This window comes from Halobacteriovorax sp. RZ-2 (assembly GCF_043196685.1).
Lineage (GTDB): Bacteria > Bdellovibrionota > Bacteriovoracia > Bacteriovoracales > Bacteriovoracaceae > Halobacteriovorax_A.
This window is the reverse complement of record NZ_JBEBMR010000001.1, coordinates 715,680-732,938: the sequence shown is the minus strand read 5'-3', so window position 1 is coordinate 732,938 and position 17,259 is coordinate 715,680. Positions and strand designations below refer to the sequence as shown.

The 17,259-nt window shown below is 38.3% G+C and carries 18 protein-coding genes; 12 read left to right on the top strand and 6 right to left on the bottom strand.

All coding sequences use genetic code 11. The features are described from left to right. Nucleotides 1-8: 8 nt before the first annotated feature. Together ABMA78_RS03495 and ABMA78_RS03490 are read right to left on the bottom strand one after the other, a co-directional pair. Complete coding sequence (locus ABMA78_RS03495) at nucleotides 9-515, bottom strand: hypothetical protein (protein WP_392857099.1); 507 nt, start codon at nucleotides 513-515, stop codon at nucleotides 9-11. A 102-nt stretch (nucleotides 516-617) separates the two neighbouring features. Next, nucleotides 618-1,202, bottom strand: coding sequence for a hypothetical protein (locus tag ABMA78_RS03490; protein ID WP_392857098.1), 585 nt, complete (start codon nucleotides 1,200-1,202; stop codon nucleotides 618-620). Between the two features lie 132 nt (nucleotides 1,203-1,334). Here ABMA78_RS03490 and ABMA78_RS03485 point away from each other — a divergent pair, with 132 nt between their 5' ends. The 8 genes from ABMA78_RS03485 to ABMA78_RS03450 all read left to right on the top strand — a co-directional run bounded on the left by ABMA78_RS03485 (nucleotide 1,335) and on the right by ABMA78_RS03450 (nucleotide 10,871). Next, on the top strand, nucleotides 1,335-1,661 hold the full coding sequence (locus ABMA78_RS03485) for a winged helix-turn-helix domain-containing protein (protein WP_392857097.1): 327 nt from the start codon (nucleotides 1,335-1,337) through the stop codon (nucleotides 1,659-1,661). A 149-nt stretch (nucleotides 1,662-1,810) separates the two neighbouring features. After that, a complete protein-coding gene (locus ABMA78_RS03480) occupies nucleotides 1,811-2,122 on the top strand; it encodes a winged helix-turn-helix domain-containing protein (RefSeq protein ID WP_392857095.1) in 312 nt (103 codons plus the stop codon). A gap of 85 nt (nucleotides 2,123-2,207) precedes the next feature. After that, the gene (locus tag ABMA78_RS03475) at nucleotides 2,208-3,215 is read left to right on the top strand and encodes a putative zinc-binding metallopeptidase (RefSeq protein WP_392857093.1); all 1,008 of its coding nucleotides are present in this window, start codon (nucleotides 2,208-2,210) and stop codon (nucleotides 3,213-3,215) included. Further along, nucleotides 3,212-4,246: an ATP-grasp domain-containing protein gene (locus ABMA78_RS03470; RefSeq protein ID WP_392857091.1), complete on the top strand. Its 1,035-nt coding sequence runs from the start codon at nucleotides 3,212-3,214 to the stop codon at nucleotides 4,244-4,246. Before ABMA78_RS03475 ends, ABMA78_RS03470 begins: the two co-directional genes overlap by 4 nt. A gap of 7 nt (nucleotides 4,247-4,253) precedes the next feature. Then, complete coding sequence (locus ABMA78_RS03465; RefSeq protein ID WP_392857088.1) at nucleotides 4,254-5,096, top strand: LysR family transcriptional regulator; 843 nt, start codon at nucleotides 4,254-4,256, stop codon at nucleotides 5,094-5,096. Between the two features lie 82 nt (nucleotides 5,097-5,178). Beyond that, on the top strand, nucleotides 5,179-6,312 hold the full coding sequence (locus ABMA78_RS03460; protein WP_392857086.1) for an efflux RND transporter periplasmic adaptor subunit: 1,134 nt from the start codon (nucleotides 5,179-5,181) through the stop codon (nucleotides 6,310-6,312). Between the two features lie 10 nt (nucleotides 6,313-6,322). Next, the gene (locus ABMA78_RS03455) at nucleotides 6,323-9,478 is read left to right on the top strand and encodes an efflux RND transporter permease subunit (RefSeq protein ID WP_392857084.1); all 3,156 of its coding nucleotides are present in this window, start codon (nucleotides 6,323-6,325) and stop codon (nucleotides 9,476-9,478) included. Further along, the gene (locus ABMA78_RS03450) at nucleotides 9,471-10,871 is read left to right on the top strand and encodes an efflux transporter outer membrane subunit (RefSeq protein WP_392857083.1); all 1,401 of its coding nucleotides are present in this window, start codon (nucleotides 9,471-9,473) and stop codon (nucleotides 10,869-10,871) included. The genes ABMA78_RS03455 and ABMA78_RS03450 overlap by 8 nt, the downstream gene beginning before the upstream one ends. On the opposite strand, the gene rlmN (ABMA78_RS03445) is transcribed toward ABMA78_RS03450, so the two are convergent. Further along, nucleotides 10,849-11,895, bottom strand: a complete 1,047-nt coding sequence (gene rlmN, locus ABMA78_RS03445) for a 23S rRNA (adenine(2503)-C(2))-methyltransferase RlmN (RefSeq protein ID WP_392857081.1) — start codon at nucleotides 11,893-11,895, stop codon at nucleotides 10,849-10,851. The genes ABMA78_RS03450 and rlmN (ABMA78_RS03445) overlap by 23 nt on opposite strands. Nucleotides 11,896-11,946: 51 nt before the next feature. On the opposite strand from rlmN (ABMA78_RS03445), the gene ABMA78_RS03440 reads away from it, so the two are divergent. Then, nucleotides 11,947-12,720: a dienelactone hydrolase family protein gene (locus tag ABMA78_RS03440; RefSeq protein ID WP_392857079.1), complete on the top strand. Its 774-nt coding sequence runs from the start codon at nucleotides 11,947-11,949 to the stop codon at nucleotides 12,718-12,720. A gap of 51 nt (nucleotides 12,721-12,771) precedes the next feature. On the opposite strand, the gene ABMA78_RS03435 is transcribed toward ABMA78_RS03440, so the two are convergent. Continuing rightward, nucleotides 12,772-14,025 carry a hypothetical protein gene (locus ABMA78_RS03435; protein ID WP_392857076.1) on the bottom strand — a complete coding sequence of 418 codons (1,254 nt, stop codon included), beginning with the start codon at nucleotides 14,023-14,025 and terminating at the stop codon, nucleotides 12,772-12,774. Nucleotides 14,026-14,147: 122 nt separating this feature from the next. On the opposite strand from ABMA78_RS03435, the gene ABMA78_RS03430 reads away from it, so the two are divergent. Next, nucleotides 14,148-14,525, top strand: coding sequence for a thiol-disulfide oxidoreductase DCC family protein (locus ABMA78_RS03430; protein WP_392857074.1), 378 nt, complete (start codon nucleotides 14,148-14,150; stop codon nucleotides 14,523-14,525). On the opposite strand, the gene rlmN (ABMA78_RS03425) is transcribed toward ABMA78_RS03430, so the two are convergent. Further along, the gene (gene rlmN / locus ABMA78_RS03425; protein WP_392858009.1) at nucleotides 14,520-15,557 is read right to left on the bottom strand and encodes a 23S rRNA (adenine(2503)-C(2))-methyltransferase RlmN; all 1,038 of its coding nucleotides are present in this window, start codon (nucleotides 15,555-15,557) and stop codon (nucleotides 14,520-14,522) included. The genes ABMA78_RS03430 and rlmN (ABMA78_RS03425) overlap by 6 nt on opposite strands. After that, nucleotides 15,557-15,916: a hypothetical protein gene (locus ABMA78_RS03420; RefSeq protein ID WP_392857072.1), complete on the bottom strand. Its 360-nt coding sequence runs from the start codon at nucleotides 15,914-15,916 to the stop codon at nucleotides 15,557-15,559. Before ABMA78_RS03420 ends, rlmN (ABMA78_RS03425) begins: the two co-directional genes overlap by 1 nt. 52 nt (nucleotides 15,917-15,968) lie before the next feature. Between ABMA78_RS03420 and ABMA78_RS03415 the strand changes: the two genes are divergently transcribed. Together ABMA78_RS03415 and ABMA78_RS03410 are read left to right on the top strand one after the other, a co-directional pair. Continuing rightward, nucleotides 15,969-16,841: an RsmB/NOP family class I SAM-dependent RNA methyltransferase gene (locus tag ABMA78_RS03415; RefSeq protein WP_392857070.1), complete on the top strand. Its 873-nt coding sequence runs from the start codon at nucleotides 15,969-15,971 to the stop codon at nucleotides 16,839-16,841. A gap of 6 nt (nucleotides 16,842-16,847) precedes the next feature. Next, nucleotides 16,848-17,225, top strand: coding sequence for a Kazal-type serine protease inhibitor (locus tag ABMA78_RS03410; protein ID WP_392857068.1), 378 nt, complete (start codon nucleotides 16,848-16,850; stop codon nucleotides 17,223-17,225). Nucleotides 17,226-17,259 lie beyond the last annotated feature (34 nt).

The window sequence follows — 17,259 nt, the reverse complement described above, 5'->3', positions numbered from 1 at the left end:
ATTAAGTCTTAAATATTGTGGTAGTACTGCGAATCGACGACACTCTTGTACATTTTAGGGTCTTTCTCCTTTAGGTCTGAGAGAATGATCATATCAGGTGCATCGAGATCATTTGTATGAGTGTGGACTTGATACTTAAAGAGCCAATTAAATAACTTACGGTGCTCGCGGTAAACCATAAACTCACACACAATAAGGATAATTGGTGCAATCAGATACGAGTTACAAAGAAAGAGCTCAAAGAACAAAATATTAATAACTAGGGGAGCGGTTATTACGGCCGTCAGTGGAACGAAGAGATTAAGTAAGAACATCGTTCCGAGGACAATTTCAAGAGCTTTAATCATGTAGTAAAGATAACCTGTATCCTGAAGGGAATTGATAAAGGCCAAAGCTTCTGGTGTAAATTGAGATTCCGTGAGTAGGCCAAGTCCTGGGGTGACACCGGCCAAGAGTAAGGTCGCACCCATGAGAATTCGCGCACCTACAAATAAGAATTTCTTTTTATTCTTCATACAACCTCCAAATATGATCACTAATGATTATATTGTCGAAGGGGCAAGCAAGTATGGAGTTAATGTTAAAGAAACCTCAAAGTTCACGTTGATGCTATGGCATCAGACATTTCTTATTTTACAGATAAAATGATTATCCCTTTCCACAATGATATTTTTTGAAAATGGAATTCGAATTCGCATAAGGGGATCAAAGATAACAAATGTATCAATATCCATCTCATTAAAGTCTATATCAATATCCTTAAGCTCTTTTCCTAGGAAGCGTTGATGGTCTTCACAATCGACACTTGTAAGTATGGTACGATTGTTTTGGTCTTCGAGGAATTTTGTATAAGCAAGGCCCATAAAAGGAGTATTAATATTGATATCTGCTAAAACTGATTGTTTTGTGAATTCTTCATTTCTTTGGCCACTATAGAACTCATAACCTTGTTCACTTAGTTTCTTTATGACCTTGTTACTCATTTCATCGTTATACAATCTAACGAGCTTCATTCCCATATATCTGGCCTGAAGGGAAATGATCTCCTCAGGGATTCCGGTATAACCAACTTCGTTCCCCTCTTTTGAAAGTAGAGTAATGAGAACGATTTCACTCTTTGGACAACCATCTTTTATTAAATGTTTTAAGCAATTTAGAGAGCTTAAGCCTCCACTCCAAAAGAGTGCCTTCTTATTTTTCATGAATAACTCTTATCTTTTGATTAATAATAATTAATAACTGAATATTCTTTACGTGTCTTTTTTTACCTCAAAAACATGGACTTGTTCAATGGAATAAACTTCTCTCAAGTATAGCTTTAGAGGAGAATAATTATGCACGCTTTTGATAATGACAAGGCCCAAGTAGAAAAGCAGCTAAGCTTTCGAAACTTATCTCTCGATCCAGAAAAGCGAGTCGCATTTGTTGATGAGCGCAAGGTCGAATTAACTAAGACAGAGTATAAAATTCTCTACTTTCTGCTAAATGGTGGAAAAAGGATCTACCCACGCGAGCAACTAGTTGAATATATTTGGGGTGATGTAGAAGTGGCAAATAAAACTGTCAATACTCACCTGACTCACTTAAGACATAAAACAAAAGGCGTTGACTTTAGAATACGTATTAATCGCAATAATCAGATATGTTTGCACGACCTCTAAAGAAAAAAGCGTCAAATAACCGTAATTGTTAGCCTAAATAAACTTATTTTTGTTAGCGGCGATAAGATTCGTAACTTATTGATTTTACGACTTGAGAAATATCTTACTTCCACTTAATCTAGTTAATTAAGGGGGGAGGAGAGAAAAAAATGTCATTTATTTTTCAAAATGAGTGGATTGGATTTCGTAATTTGCGAATCAACACCAACACGCAGGCGGTTTTTGTCAATGAAGAGGAAATCTCATTAACAAAGACGGAATTTAAAGTTCTAAACTTTTTAATTTCTAGCCAAAGACGTATCTACACTCTTGAGGAGTTAGTACTAGGGACGTGGGGCCCAGTTGTCGTTACAAATAAGACAATCAATACTCACTTATCCCATATCCGTGCAAAAATTAAAGGTGTTGATTTCAAGATCAAGATCAATCGCAATGGCCAGGTTTGCATTAACGACTTATGAGTCGATAAATAATTCATAGGTCCTCATTATCTCTTTAATTTCTTTCAGTTAGAGCTATAATCGCCTCTACCTTGAAGAGATTGATATGATTAAATTAGATTTGGAACATGCGTGTCGTGAAGACATTCTCAATGCTCAATTGTGGGAGCTGGATATTTGCTTTGAAAAAAGCAAGTTTGCTCCTTGCCTTGATCAGCTAGTACGTGAATTAGACGCTAAGAAGCTACTTGTAAGACCAAAGGTTTGGCTAAGTGATGAGTGGTTCTGTCCTGAAGCAATTTCTGGAATTGCTATTCCTTTCTCATTAATGCATCCAAAACTAATCGAGTTAGAAAAAGAATTCACTGGAGTTTGCGAAGGTGAAGGTCATGACTGGTTTATGAAACTCATGAGACATGAGTGTGGCCACGTTATGGATAATGCCTATTTTCTAAAAGACGAAAATAATCGTAAAACCATATTTGGTGATCACGATAAATCTTATCCTTCTTCATATGGGCCAAAGAAGTTCTCTAAAAAGTATGTCTATCATCTAGAGGACAATTACGCGCAAGCGCACCCTGAAGAAGACTTTGCTGAGACATTCTCAGTATGGCTTACACCGCGTTCAAATTGGAAGCGTGTTTATGAAAATTGGCCAGCACTTAGAAAATTAAAATATGTTGATCAGTTGATGAAATCATTAAGCAATAAGAAACCTAATGTTATTTGCTATAAAGAAATCGAGAGTATCGATGAAAGCGAATTAACTGTAAGAGAGTATCTACTCCAAAAAAGAAGAAAACTTCGTAAGAGTTCGCAGGCACGACGAAGTGTCCAGCATATTCAACAATATCTTAGCCAGAATGAGACTAGCGGTGTTGAACTCGACAAGCTCATAGGTAGCTTAAGAAGGGATCTGGTTAGGGATATCTCCTTGCTGACAAAAGAATATCAATATAAAATAGAATCTGTTGTAAATGATCTGGAAGATATTTCAAATAAGAAGAAGCTTATGATTCCAGAAAAGTACGGCCCTCAAACTGTACAGGAAATTGTTCTATCACATGCTGATAAATATTTTAAAGAGGGGCGTGACAGGATAGTCATGTGAGCCAAAAAGTAAGAAGCAATAAAAGAAAGAAAAAGGTCTTAGTTCTTGTTCATTCGGACCTCATCCCGCCTGAGAATATTTCTAAAGAAGATAAGCAAAAAGAAGAGTTTGAATTTAAGCCGTGGATAACGGAATACAATGTTATATCAACACTTAATGAGCTTGGTCATGAGGTTAAAGTTGTCGGTGTCTATTCAGACCTTCTGCCATTAAGAGTGGCCATTGATGAATTCAGGCCACATATTGTTTTCAATCTTTTAGAAGAATTTGATGGCAAGGTCCTATTAGATCAAAATGTTGTTTCATATTTAGAATTACTAAAAGTTAAATACACAGGGGCAAATCCACGAGGATTGATGATTGCTAGAGATAAGGCCCTTGCAAAGAAACTTCTCTCTTATCACCGAATTAAAACTCCAGGCTTTCAGGTTTTTACAAGTCGATCTAAGGCCAAGGTGACGAAGATATCAAAGAAATTAAAATTTCCACTTATTGTAAAATGTCTTTATCAAGATGCTTCACTGGGAATTAGTTCTGCTTCAATCGTTAAAACACCGGAGAAGGCAATTGAAAGAATTATTTATCTCATGGACAAGTACGATGAAGATGTGATCGTTGAGGAATTTATTGAAGGACGTGAATTCTTTGTTGGAGTTATGGGAACAAAGAGGTTGAAAGTCCTGCCGGTTTTGGAACTCTCTTTTAATAATATAGAAAATCCACTGGCCCAGCTCTACTCAGAAAAAGCAAAGTGGAGCATGAAATATCGTCAAGAAAAAGGGATCGAAACTGGCCTGGCGAAAATTACGAAAGAGTTAGAAGATAAAATTATAAAAATATGTAAGAGAACTTATAAAGTTTTGGAACTGACGGGATATGCTCGTCTTGACTTAAGAGTTTGTCCGGAGGGAGAGCCTTATATTATTGAGGCCAATCCGAATCCTAATGTGGCCAGTAAAGACGAGTTTGCTATGGCCGCAAAGCTAGCTGGAATGGATTATCAGAAACTCATTAATGAAATTATAAAGTAGGTGTGAGATGTCATTAAAATTAGATGATTTGAGAAATTTTATTGTGGTTTCAGAGTTAAAGAATGTAACGCGAGCTTCTGAGCAGCTAGGCTTAACTCAGCCGGCCCTAAGTTATTCAATAAAGCGACTAGAGGAAGAATTAGGGGCCCCTGTTTTTATTCGTCTAAAAAGTGGTATTGAACATACAAAGTTTGGAGAAGAGTTTCATCATCGTGCCAATAAGCTTTTACAAGACTGGCAAGATGCTAAGAATATCTTTAATCAAGAGGGGGGAGATATTGTTGGTGAATTTAAAGTAGGAATTCACCCTTCTGTTGCAATTTACTCTCTCCCAAATGTACTACCTTTAATTTATGAGAAATTTCCACGCTTAAATTTCAATCTCATTCATGACTCTTCTCGTGTCATTGCTGGTAAAGTAATCAATTTTGAAGTTGATTTTGGTATTGTCGTTAATCCAATTAAACATCCTGATTTAATTATTAATGAAATGGGAGTTGATGAAGTTAAGTTATTTGAATCAGCTCGTCCAAAGAGAAAGAATAATAAATTGATATACAATCCTCAATTGGCGCAAAGTCAGGACTTACTTAGAAAGTTAAAAGATGACTCAATCTTTATTGATGGACATATTGAAAGTGATAACTTGGAAGTTATCGCAAAACTTACACACGAAGGAGTAGGCATAGGTCTTCTTCCAAGCCGAGTGGCCTCTAATTATAAGAACCTTGTTCCTATAAATGATTCTCCAATTGTTAAAGATCAAATCTCATTGGTTTACCGTGTCGAGAAAAAGAATTCTTTATTGGTTAAGGATATCTTAGAGATTGTAAAAGACTCTTTAATCTAATTAAGAATTTCTTATACGAATCTCTCTTTAAAAATAGTCATAGATAATCGATAGGCTCACTTGAAACCAAAAGAGGTATCAAGTGAGCAACTCATTTAAATTATTATTAATTCTTTTCAATTTGAGTATTCTGACTTCATGTCAGAATGATAGGGTGAGCTTTTCTCCTCCAACGATTGAAGTTTATCTTGTTAAGCCTGAAACTGTATCTCTCTATAATAGTTTTGTCGGACAAGTTTATGGTGAGAAGGATATTATTATTCGTGCACGTATTGAGGGCTATATAAGATCCTTAAGGTTTCGTGAAGGTATGTTTGTGGAAAAGGATCAGCTTCTTTATGAAATTGAGTCCGATAGCTATCAGGCCGCTGTTCAGGAGCAGATGGGACGAGTTGCAAAGGCACAGAGCCAGGTTGTTAAAACAAGAAATGACCTTAGGAGAATTCGTCCACTTGCCCAGCAGAATGCCGTTGCAAGATCCGATCTCGATGCTGCCATCGCAAGTTATAATGCTGCGAAATCAGCACTAAAGGCCGAAGAAGCAAATCTTGAATCAGTTAAGGTTCGTCTTGGTTACACAAAAGTTTATTCTCCAATTAAGGGTGTTATTGGTAAAACCCGTTTTAAGGTCGGAGATCTGGTTGGAAGTAACCCAAATAATAGTGATCTAAATACTGTTTCATCACTTGAAAATGTACGGGTTGAATTTTTTATTTCTGAAAATACTTATCTAGATGTAATTCATCTTAGACGAGATAAGGCCAGTGCACAGAGTACAAGAAATATTGAATTAACGCTTATCCTAGCAAATGGTGTCGAGTATCCTCATAAAGGTAAAATCGATTTTCTTGATCGTAATGTGGACCCTTCAACTGGAACAATTCTTATTCAATCAACATTTCCAAACCCTGAGGGAATCTTAAGGCCCGGTCTATTTGCTACCGTACGTGCAAAAGTAGCAACGTCAGATGAAGCAATTCTTGTTCCACAAAGGTGTGTAACGGAGTTGCAGGGAATCTATCAAGTTGCTGTCGTGGATAAGAAAAATAAAGTTCAAATTAAAAATGTAACTGTTGGACGAAAAATAAATGGTTTTTGGATCATCGTAAATGGGCTCGATGAGGGGGATACCATTGTTTATGAAGGACTCCAAAAGGTAAGAGACGGAATGCTTGTTGCTCCTATGCAGGCCTCCGTTAAATTTAAGCAAAATTAGGACAGACCTTATGAATCATAATGATGATAAAAAGCATATCTTCTTTGTTAGGCGACCAATTTTTGCATTTGTCATCTCTCTCTTTACCCTCATTCTTGGTGGAATCTCTATTCTTGACTTGGCCACTGAACAATATCCCAATATCACACCTCCAGTGGTCTCTGTTACGACGGCCTACACTGGTGCAAATGCAATGAATATGGAAAGTTCTGTTGCTTCGCCATTAGAACAGGAAATTAACGGTGTTGATAATATGCTATATATGAAATCCACTAATGCAAATGATGGAACGATTAATATTTCAACATCATTTGAAGTTGGATCTGATCCAGATATGAATACAGTTTTTACCCAAAATCGCGTTGCTTCTGCTACCGCCAAACTTCCCGAAGAAGTAAAGAGGCTAGGGGTGAATACTAGAAAGTCTCTTCCAACAATGCTCATGTTTATCACGCTTACAAGTGAGAATAATCGTTATTCTCGAGAGTTTCTTTCAAATTATGGAATTCTCAACATCAAAGATGTCTTAGCAAGGCTTAAGGGAATCGGTAGGGTTGATATGCTCGGCTCTAGTGATTATTCAATGCGATTTTGGATAAGACCTGAGTTACTTGCAAAGTACGGCCTCACTGTTCCAGAGATTTTAAATGCTGTTAGAGAGCAAAATGTGATTGTCCCCGGAGGAAAATTTGGTGCTGAGCCAGCTCCGAAAGGAACCGACTTTACCTATAGTGTAAAGATGCAAGATCGATTGCAGACCCCAGAAGAGTTTGGAGAAATTGTTGTTCGCACAAATGAGAATGGATCACAGGTTTTTTTAAGTGATGTGGCCCGTATTGAATTGGGGGTCGAAAATTATGAAGCATTCGCTCGTGTCAATGCTGACCCATCTGCTCTTGTGGCGATTTATCAGGCCCCTGGCGCCAATGGTGTTGAATTAGCTAACGACGTGAAAAAGACGATTCATGAATTAAGCAAGAAGTTTCCTCCTGGGATGTCCTATCAAGTTTCATATGATTCAACTCTACCGATTACGGCGGGTATTAAAGAAATTGTCATTACTTTAGTTGTCGCTCTTCTTCTTGTTATCTTTGTCGTCTTTATTTTTATTCAAGACTGGCGTGCATCCTTGATCCCGACGATTGCGATACCGATATCTCTTATTGGGGCTTTTATCTTCTTTCCTTTTTTAGGGTTTTCAATAAATACTTTGTCACTATTGGGCCTGGTTTTGGCCATTGGAATTGTTGTCGATGACGCCATTGTTGTGGTTGAAGCTGTACAAGTAAATATTGAAAATGGAATGGACGTGAAGACAGCAACGACTGAGGCCATAAGAAAAGTAACTGGTGCGGTTATTGCCACAACCCTTGTTCTTGTGGCCGTCTTTGTTCCTGTTGCTGGAATGGCCGGTATTACTGGATTATTATATCAGCAATTTGCAATCACAATCGCTGTCTCTGTTTGTATTTCCTCTGTTAATGCCTTGACTTTGTCACCTGCTCTTTGTGTTCTTTTGTTAAAAGAGAAAAAGGAGTACTCAGGTATTCTGGGCGGTTTTTTTCATCTTTTTAATAAGGCATTTGATCGCTCATCAAAAAGTTATATGAACTTAACTGAAGTCTTTGCACGAAGAACAAAGAGGGGATTCTTATTTATCTTGATTCTTACTGGCTGTATCGCAGTTATTGGGAAGTACCTACCGGCGGGCTTTATTCCAGTTGAAGATATGGGCTATTACTTTATCAATGTTCAACTTCCAGAGGCGTCCTCACTGCAAAGAACCGATGCAGTGGTTTCAAAAGTTGAAGACACTTTGATGAAATTTGAAGAAATCCAATTTGTGACCTCTGTTGTGGGCTTCTCTATTTTATCCGGTGCAAAGTCAACTAATTCAGCTTTTGTTATTGCCCAACTAAAAGACTGGAGTGAGCGAAGCGTGGATCTGAATATGGCCGTTAGAAAAGCAAATGGAGTCTTCTTTACAAAGTTTCCACAAGCTCAAATCTTTGCCCTTAGTCCTCCTGCTATTCCTGGCCTTGGTAACGGTTCGGGTTTCACCTTCATGCTTCAAGACCGCTTAGGGACATCTGTTGAAAAGTTATATTCAAATGCCCAAAAGCTTATTGCCGCTGCTAATAAGAGACCAGAATTATCACAGGTCTTTACGACATTTAAGGCATCTGTTCCACAGAAATTAATTGAAATTAATCGTGAAAAGGCACTGAAAATGGGGATTCGCTTAAATGATATCTATGTGACTCTTTCGGCCTTTCTAGGTGGCTCTTATGTTAATGACTTCAATCGATTTGGTAAATTGTATAAGGCCTATATCCAGGCCGAGCCACAATATCGTCTCGATGGATCAAAACTTTCAACTTTCTATGTCGTCAATAGGAGTGGAGACAAAATCCCTCTCTCTTCAATCGTGACAGTTAAAGAAAGCAGTGGGCCAGATTATATCACTCGCTACAATCTATACCGCTCGATCGAAATCACTGGCAGTCCTGCTGCTGGTTACTCTTCGGCCCAAGCCCTTAAGGTTATGGAGGAAGTTGCACGCCAAACATTAGATGAAGGGATGGGCTATGAGTGGTCAAATATGTCCTTTCAAGAAAAGAGATCAGAAGGCTCAGGTGCAATTGTATTTGTTTTTGCTCTGATTTTTGTCTACCTCATTTTGTCTGCTCAATATGAAAGCTGGTCTCTACCTCTAAGTATTCTACTAGGCACACCTTTTGCGATCTTTGGAGCAATGCTCTTTGTTTATCTGGCCCGTCTTTTTAGCAATACCTATGAAAATAATGTCTTTATGCAAGTATCCCTCGTTATGCTTATAGCAATGGCCGCAAAGAATGCAATTCTCATTGTTGAATTTGCTAATATAAATTTTAGAGAAGAAGGGATGAACTTATTTGATTCAGCAATGGATTCGGCCAAGCAGCGCTTAAGGCCAATTCTTATGACGGCCGTCTCTTTCATCTTAGGGGTTCTACCTCTGGTCTTTGCTACCGGGACAGGTTCGGAATCTCGAAAAGTAATGGGAATGTCTCTGTTAGGAGGTATGACCATTGCTACTGTTATTGGAATCTTCCTCTATCCTATGCTCTTCGTCTTTATTGGCAAGTTATTTGGTTATGAGAAGAAGGAGAAGGATAGTGAATAGAGTATCTCTTTCTTTATTCTTACTGGTTTTATTTGGTTGCGCTGTTGGCCCTGAGTATAAACGTCCTGATATGCCAGCTCCCTCTAAGTATCGCTACGATAATAATAAGAAAGATATTCAAATGAATGAACAGTGGTGGGAGGTCTTTAATGATAAACAATTGTCAAAATTAGTCGCTATTGGATTAAAGCAAAATTTTGATATTAAGATTGCATTGGCCAGAATAGAAGAAGCGGCAGCTTTTTATGGATTTAAAAAGAAGGATTTATATCCTTTATTCAATTATCAAGGTAATTTCCAAAAGGGCAATTATTCTCAAGGAGCAGTATTCCCAGACTCTGTTGAGTCATCATTTCTTGCTGCTTCCGTTCAGTGGGAAATCGATTTTTGGGGAAAGCTTAGAAATGCTAACGAAGCGGCCCGTGGCCAGCTACTTTCCACTACGTATGCTTATGATTCAGTTCGACTACAAGTAAGTGCTGCTATTGCTACAGCATATTTTCAATTATTAAAGAATAAGGTTTCTTTAAAAATAGCTAAGGCAACAGTCGATACAAGGGAAGAGTCCTATCGAATTGTTAAGGCACGATTCTACAATGGAACTGTTTCTAAGTTTGACTTAAATCAGGCCCAGGCACAATTATCTTTTGCAAAAGCATCAGTCCCTCGATTTGAAAGGGCGATTATTGCCAGTGAAAATCTTATTCGTATTCTACTTGGCCATAATCCAGGTAAGCTTAAGATAAAAGTAACCCAAGACATAACACAGGCCATGATGGTGCCTGATATTCCTATCGGAATCCCCTCTGATGTACTTAGAAGAAGGCCAGACGTTGCCCAGGCCGAAGCAAGTCTTAGGGCCCAAAATGCAGAAATAGGAGTGGCCGAGGCCAATCTCTTTCCAACCATTAGCTTAACAGGTGTTGCTGGAAATTCAGATAGTAGCTTTAATCCTTTTAGCGGCGAATTTATATGGAACCTAGGAGCGAATTTAGTTGGGCCTCTGTTTCAGTGGGGACGAAATCTTGATTTGATTGATGTGGAAAAAGCACAGTACAAACAATTACTCTACTCTTATAAACAAATAGTTCTAGGGGCATTTCGAGATGTCGAAGATTCTCTTGTTGCAGTTAATACGATTAATCGTGAATCCATTAACTTCAGAGAGCAGGTATTGGCCCTTAGGGAAGCTAAGAAGATTTCTTTAAATCGTTATAATAATGGTGTGACTAGTTTCCTTGAGGTACTTGACAGTGAAAGAGCGCTTTTTGAAAGTGAACTTAATTATATAAGTATAAAGCAAGATAATCTCATCGCTTATGTAAATCTCTATAAGGCACTCGGAGGAGGCTGGGAGCTTAAAGAAGAAACTACTTCTGAGAAGGCAAATTAAGTTTTTCGTATTGTGTTTTTAATTGGCCACAAGCTGCTAAGATATCATCACCTTTTGTCTCTCTAACGGTACAAGTAAGTCCTGCTGCTTGTAGAGATCTTTGAAACCATTCAATATGTTCATCGCTTGGGCGCTTAAACTTACTTTCTGGGTATTCATTAAAAGGAATAATATTAATCTTTGATTCCTTCTTAGGAAGGTTTTCAATAAGCCCATCAATATCTTCTTGAGTATCATTAAGGTCTTTTATTAAGAGATACTCATACATAATTCGTCGAGAATTCTTAACTGGAATTGATCTTAGGGCCTCAAGAAGGTCATCAACTTGGTAGCGCTTATTAATTGGCATCAGCTCCGAGCGTAGATTATTTCTAATAGCATGAAGAGAGATGGCCACATTGACGTCAGGTAACTCTTCCCATTGCTTGATCTTTGGGACAAGTCCTGAAGTGGAAATCGTAACCTTGTGCTTACTAAGAGCGATTCCAAGTGGGTCTGTTAAAAGGTAGCAGGCCTTCTTAACATTTTCAAAGTTATGAAGGGGTTCACCTTGACCCATAAAGACGATATTTGAAATCTGATACTTCGGATCGACATTCTCTTGCATCCACTTAGAGACAGTTAGGTACTGTCCGACGATTTCTGATGTTTCTAGGTGTCTTGTTAGTCCCTGTGTGGCCGTATGACAAAAAGTACAACCAATGGCACAGCCGACTTGTGAGGAAATACACAGAGTCGATCTTAGGCGCTTATCATTCTCGCTTTCAATAAGTACGGCCTCTATTGAGTTCTTATCATCTAAACCAAGGAGAAATTTTCGCGTACCATCTTTGGAAAGGCCCTGCCAAAGAATCTTAAGTAGCGATAAGTCATATTCCTTTGCCTTTTCTCTGACAACACGTGGGGCATTCTCCCAAGTGTCAGGATTAAAATTTAACTTTTTATAGACCCACTTTCCCATGATTTTTGCTTCATCATATGGGAAACTTTCTAAAGTTAAATTATATAGGCTTGTTTTTGTCATAATGCATAATTATCTGATTGCGTTGTGGCAGTCAATATTTTAGGAGGAAAAATGAGAATTTTACTGCCAATTTTGATGGTGATGGGCTTTGCAAGCTGTTCATCTGTGACAACGAAGGATGTTGACTACAAAGTAGGGGATAAGAGTTATCGAGGCTATATGGCCCTTACTGGCGACGAGGATAATAAGAAGCCAGGCGTTGTCGTTGTTCACGAATGGTGGGGACATAATGATTATGCGAGAAAGCGTGCAGACCAGCTTGCAGCTCTTGGCTACAATGCTATTGCCCTTGATATGTATGGAGATGGAAAGACGGCAAACCACCCAAAAGATGCTATGAAGTTTTCATCTGAGGCCTTTAAGAACCCAACACTTCTTAAAGCAAAATTCAATAAGGCCGTGGATCTTTTAAAAGAACAGCCAAGTGTCGATGCTGAACGCATTGGTGCTATTGGATACTGCTTTGGAGGGGCCGTTGTTCTTTTTAATGCGACTCAAGGAGCTGACCTAAAAGGAGTGGTTTCATTCCACGGGTCTTTATCAGGTATAAAACAAGTGACGAAGAACTCAAAAGCAAAGCTTTTAGTCATTAATGGTGCCGACGATCCACTTGTAACAAAAGATGATATTACCAATTTTAAGAAGGTTATTAGAAGATCACAACTACCAATGAGGTTTGTGAATCTACCTGGTGCAACTCATGCCTTCACAAATCCAAAGGCGACTGAGAATGGAAAGAAATTTAATCTTCCTTTGGCCTATAATGAAAAGGCAGATAAAGAGTCTTGGGATTTAATGAGAGAGTTTCTACAGAATACACTTTAAATAAAAAAGGCCACTCATTGAGCGGCCTTTATATTTTTTTCTTTTTACTACTTATTCACAAGCTGGAACTTCTACCCAAAATCTATCTGCATGGTATCCATCTAGCGTATAATCTTCAAAGCTAAACTGTCTTGTAAGCTTCTCATCAACTTTGATTGTTTTCCAATTTGTTGTCACAGCGTTGTCACAATCAAGAGCGACATTTGCAAGATCAAGAGTTGAAAGAAATTTGTTCTTAAGTGGTAAGTTTACCTTACAAGCTTGGAAACTTCCTTTTTCTCCTTCTGTAGCACAAGTCGTTGCTTTTTCAGTTGCTAGAACCATTAGATTTGAATCTTTTCTAAAGATTGTAATATCTTGAGTAACAGTATCAAAAGCAGTCCCATTATTAACAAGGGTACTTTTTAGAGTATTTTTTAAGCTGCTAATTTTATCCCCAAGTTTATGTAGATCACATGCCGCTGGAGTTTCTGCATAGAACTTAGTCTGACATGCAAAATTTTCTGCAAGTGCAACTCCATCTCTGTCACTTACTTTTGTTCCAAAGTCTGCATCACCTTCAATTTTACCGTGAAGCATACCTGCTACTTTTCCATCAACTAGGACAGGAGAACCTGTTGAGTTCCAGTCGATAGCACAGTTTGAAAGAACAAAGTTCTTTGAATCTTTTGATCCGTTAATTGTTGTTAGTAGTGAATCTGTTAGACCGTTACACTTCTTCTTTGCTCTTGTGTATTTCCCTTCAGAAACAGCGTAGTTAACTTCAAATCCTCTTTTGAAACTTGTAAGTTCAAAAATCTTATTTTCTCCACCGAAGTTGATACCTTGGTTAGTTGTTTCAAGAAATCCAACTTTTGATTTCTGCTTTGTTGAAACAAGAACTATTTCTGAATATTTTTGGTTTTCAATTGAAGAACAAGTATATGTAAAGCCTTTAAGGTCTTTGAAAGCAACTTCTGAACAAGCTGAATCTAGCCAGTCTGAGTATGATTGATCTTTTTGTCTACTTGGAAGACATTTCTTAGCTGTTGCAATTAGGTTATCGCCAACAAAGAAGGCCGCACATGTTTGAAGCTTTCCACGATTCAGTTTACCCATCATTAACACTTGGTCGATACAACCATTTTTTGAGAAGCGGTCACATACGAAATTAGCTCCTGCAACTTCTGATGCAACAGCGTCACCCTTTAGCCCTTGGCTATTAATAGTTGGTCCCTTGTCCTCATAAATACTTGAACGGTTCCCACATGAAGTTAGGTTTAAAAGGGTAATGGCACTAACACCAAGAAGTAGAATTTTCTTCATAGATTGCTCTCTCGATAATAGGGTAAAAGTTGGCAAAATCTAGCATAATAAATATGAACAATGTAGTTCTAACTCAGCAAATATAATTTTTACAATTTCCCAGATGGTGTAGAATGGAGAGTATGAATATTATCTTTATCGACGGTAAGTGCTTAATATGTAATGGCCTCGTCAAGATTATTTATCGAATCGATCGCAAGAAGAAGGTTAAATTCTGTCATCTACAGGACCCAAAAGCGCTGGATTATCTTCAACAAGATTTTGTTAAGAATCTCTCAACAGTGGTTTTCTATCAAAATGGTGAGATTTCAACGAAGTCAGATGCGGCCATTGCGGTAATGGTGGAGTTAGGTCATTGCTATTTTAAAGTCTTTAAAATAATACCTAGGCCACTAAGAAATTGGCTCTATGAAGTCGTTGCAGAAAATCGTTACCGACTTGGTAAGAAGTTAGAGACTTGTCCGATTCCTGATAAGGATTTAGCAAGTCGCTTTCTATGAATCTTGTGATGTTAACTGGCCACAGGCCGCTAGTATGTCATCGCCCTTAGTTGTGCGAATCATGGCGTGAAAGCCAAGTTCGATGAGGCCCTTCTTAAACTCTTCGACGGCCGCCATCTCTGGTCTCTTATAAGGAGCGCCTGGAAATTCATTAAAAGGAATGAGATTAAAAATAACGGGCATTCCTTTTAATAGTCGACCAATCTCTTCCACATGTTTTCTTGTATGATTTAAGTCGCGAATAATTAAGTATTCAAAAGTTAGAAACTGGCGCTTCATTAATTTGATCGTCTTAAGCTCATCAATTAACTCTGCAATAGGGTAGGCTTTGTTGAGTGGAATGAGCTCATTTCTTTCTTCATTAAATGGAGAGTGAAAGCTGAGGGCAAAGTTTACATTCCCTAGTTCACTGAATCTCTTGATACCTGGTAAATATCCGGCCGTTGATAGTGTGATCTGTCTTGGGCCTAATCCCATGCCTTCTTTTGTCTTTAGGATTTCAATGGCATCCGCTACATTATCGATATTATGTAGAGGCTCACCTTGTCCCATAAAGACAATATTAGGAGCCGCCTGATGGCCTTCAAACTTTTCTTTGATATAGGCATAGGCTTGCATATATTGCAGAATAATTTCTTTCTTCTCTAGCGAACGTGTTAACCCCTGTGTTCCTGTAAAACAGAATGAACACTTCATGGCACATCCAACTTGAGAGGATAGGCATAGGGTATATTTCTTTTGAAAGGGAACACATACTGTTTCCACTGTTCGTCCATCGCTTAGTTTGAATAAAAGCTTAACAGTCTTGTCATCAACTGATTCTTGGATCTTGGCAATTTCAAGAAAATCAAAACAGTACTTTTCTTCTAAGAGAGAGTAGAGCTTTTGAGGTAGGCCAGTAATTTCCTTAAAGGATACTGCCCCATGCTTATAAACTTGGGTATAGATTGTCTGAGCATGGACTCTTGTATATCCATGCCCAGTGATAAAGTCTTCAAGACTTGAAAGTGGGGTAGAAAAGAATGATTCTATTAGATCATCCCCATTTTCTTTGCTTGCTCCATCATTTGGTCACGCTGCTCTGGAGACATATTCTGTACCATCTCTTGCATCTTCTGTAGCTCCTCTGGAGACATTTGAGACATCATCTCTTGTGCCTTAGCATACATATCTTGCTGGTTTTCAAATTTTTGCATTGTAAAAACGATCTTTTCTGGACCAATTTCACTGTCGATCATTTTCTTTTCTCTTAGTTCTTCGAGAACTTTATTAAGGCTTAGACCTTTATTATCTGCAACTTCATACATCTTTTCAGTAGGAAGAGATACTTTCTTTTCTGGGAAGCCATTGGCACTTAAATTCTTGATAATTTGATCAATAAATTTTTCCATTTCAACATCCTTTTCTTTGCTCGATTAGGTCATATTTAGTAACATGATGCGCATGAAAAACCAAGCTGCAGCAACGAAAGGCCCTGAGGGCTTTGAATATTTTTACTCAAAAATGTGGGGTTCTCGATGGAGTTCCTTAAAAGATTCTTTTACTAAAAAAGAAGAGAAGGCCTATCGTCGAAATAAGTGGTTTTCAGGAGAATTTATTGATTCAGGTGAGCTAATTCCTGGGGTGTATGCCAAGGGAGAGGTAACGGAATCTAAAGATCTAAAGTCTCATTATGTGATGGATGCTGCCAGTGTTATCGTTGCTCGCAATCTCAAACCAACCCCTGGAGCCAAAGTTCTCGACATGTGTGCGGCACCCGGCGGTAAGAGTTTAGTGCTGTTTGAGGAAATGGAGGGCAAGGGGCACCTTGTCCTGAATGAGCTTTCACGTAATCGTAAAGAGCGTCTACGTCGAGTGGTATCAGAGTATGTCCCACAAGAGATGAGGGATATCATTGATATCCGCGGTTTTGATGGGAATAAATACGGGCTTAACTTAAAAGATGAGTTTGACTTCGTTCTTCTCGATGCTCCTTGTTCTGGAGAGCGCCATACGCTAAACGATCAAAAATATCTTAATATGTGGTCAAAGAAGAGAACGCGAAATCTTGCTGGCCTTCAATACTCTCTACTTTGTTCGGCACTTCTAACACTGAAAAGTGGTGGCGAAGTTCTCTACTCAACATGTTCTATTTCTAGTCTTGAAAATGATGAAGTGATCGCTAAGGTCCTGAAAAAGAAAGGCGATCAAGTTGAGCTTGTTCATGACCTCGATACTTTCGGTTTTGGGGAAAAAACTGAATATGGTACAATATTTCTACCTGATAAAGAGGGATCAATTGGTCCTCTCTATATGTGTAAACTTCGAAAAAAGTAGGTCGGTATGAAATTTCTTTTGGCTTTAATTCTAACTATAAATAGTTATGCATTTAAATGTACAAAAGAATATCGTCCAGTTTGTGCTAACGGAAAAACCTATTCAAATCGTTGCATGGCCCAAGTGGTAGATGCCACTGACATTAAGGATGGCCCTTGTTCTAATGATAAGAATACGTCTGCAAATAAAAAACACTTAAGGCCACAGGGAACTTCTCCGATGAAGCCTCATCGTCCGCAGGTAAAAGCTCCGTGTATTTGTCCCATGATTTGGATGCCTGTGTGTGGAGTAGATGGGAAGACCTATGGTAGCGCTTGTAATGCAAACTGTGAAAAAGTGCAAATAAAGCACCAGGGTGCATGCGAGAAGATTGAAACACACTAATTTTACTTTTTAGTTTTTTAATTTTTTTTCAACT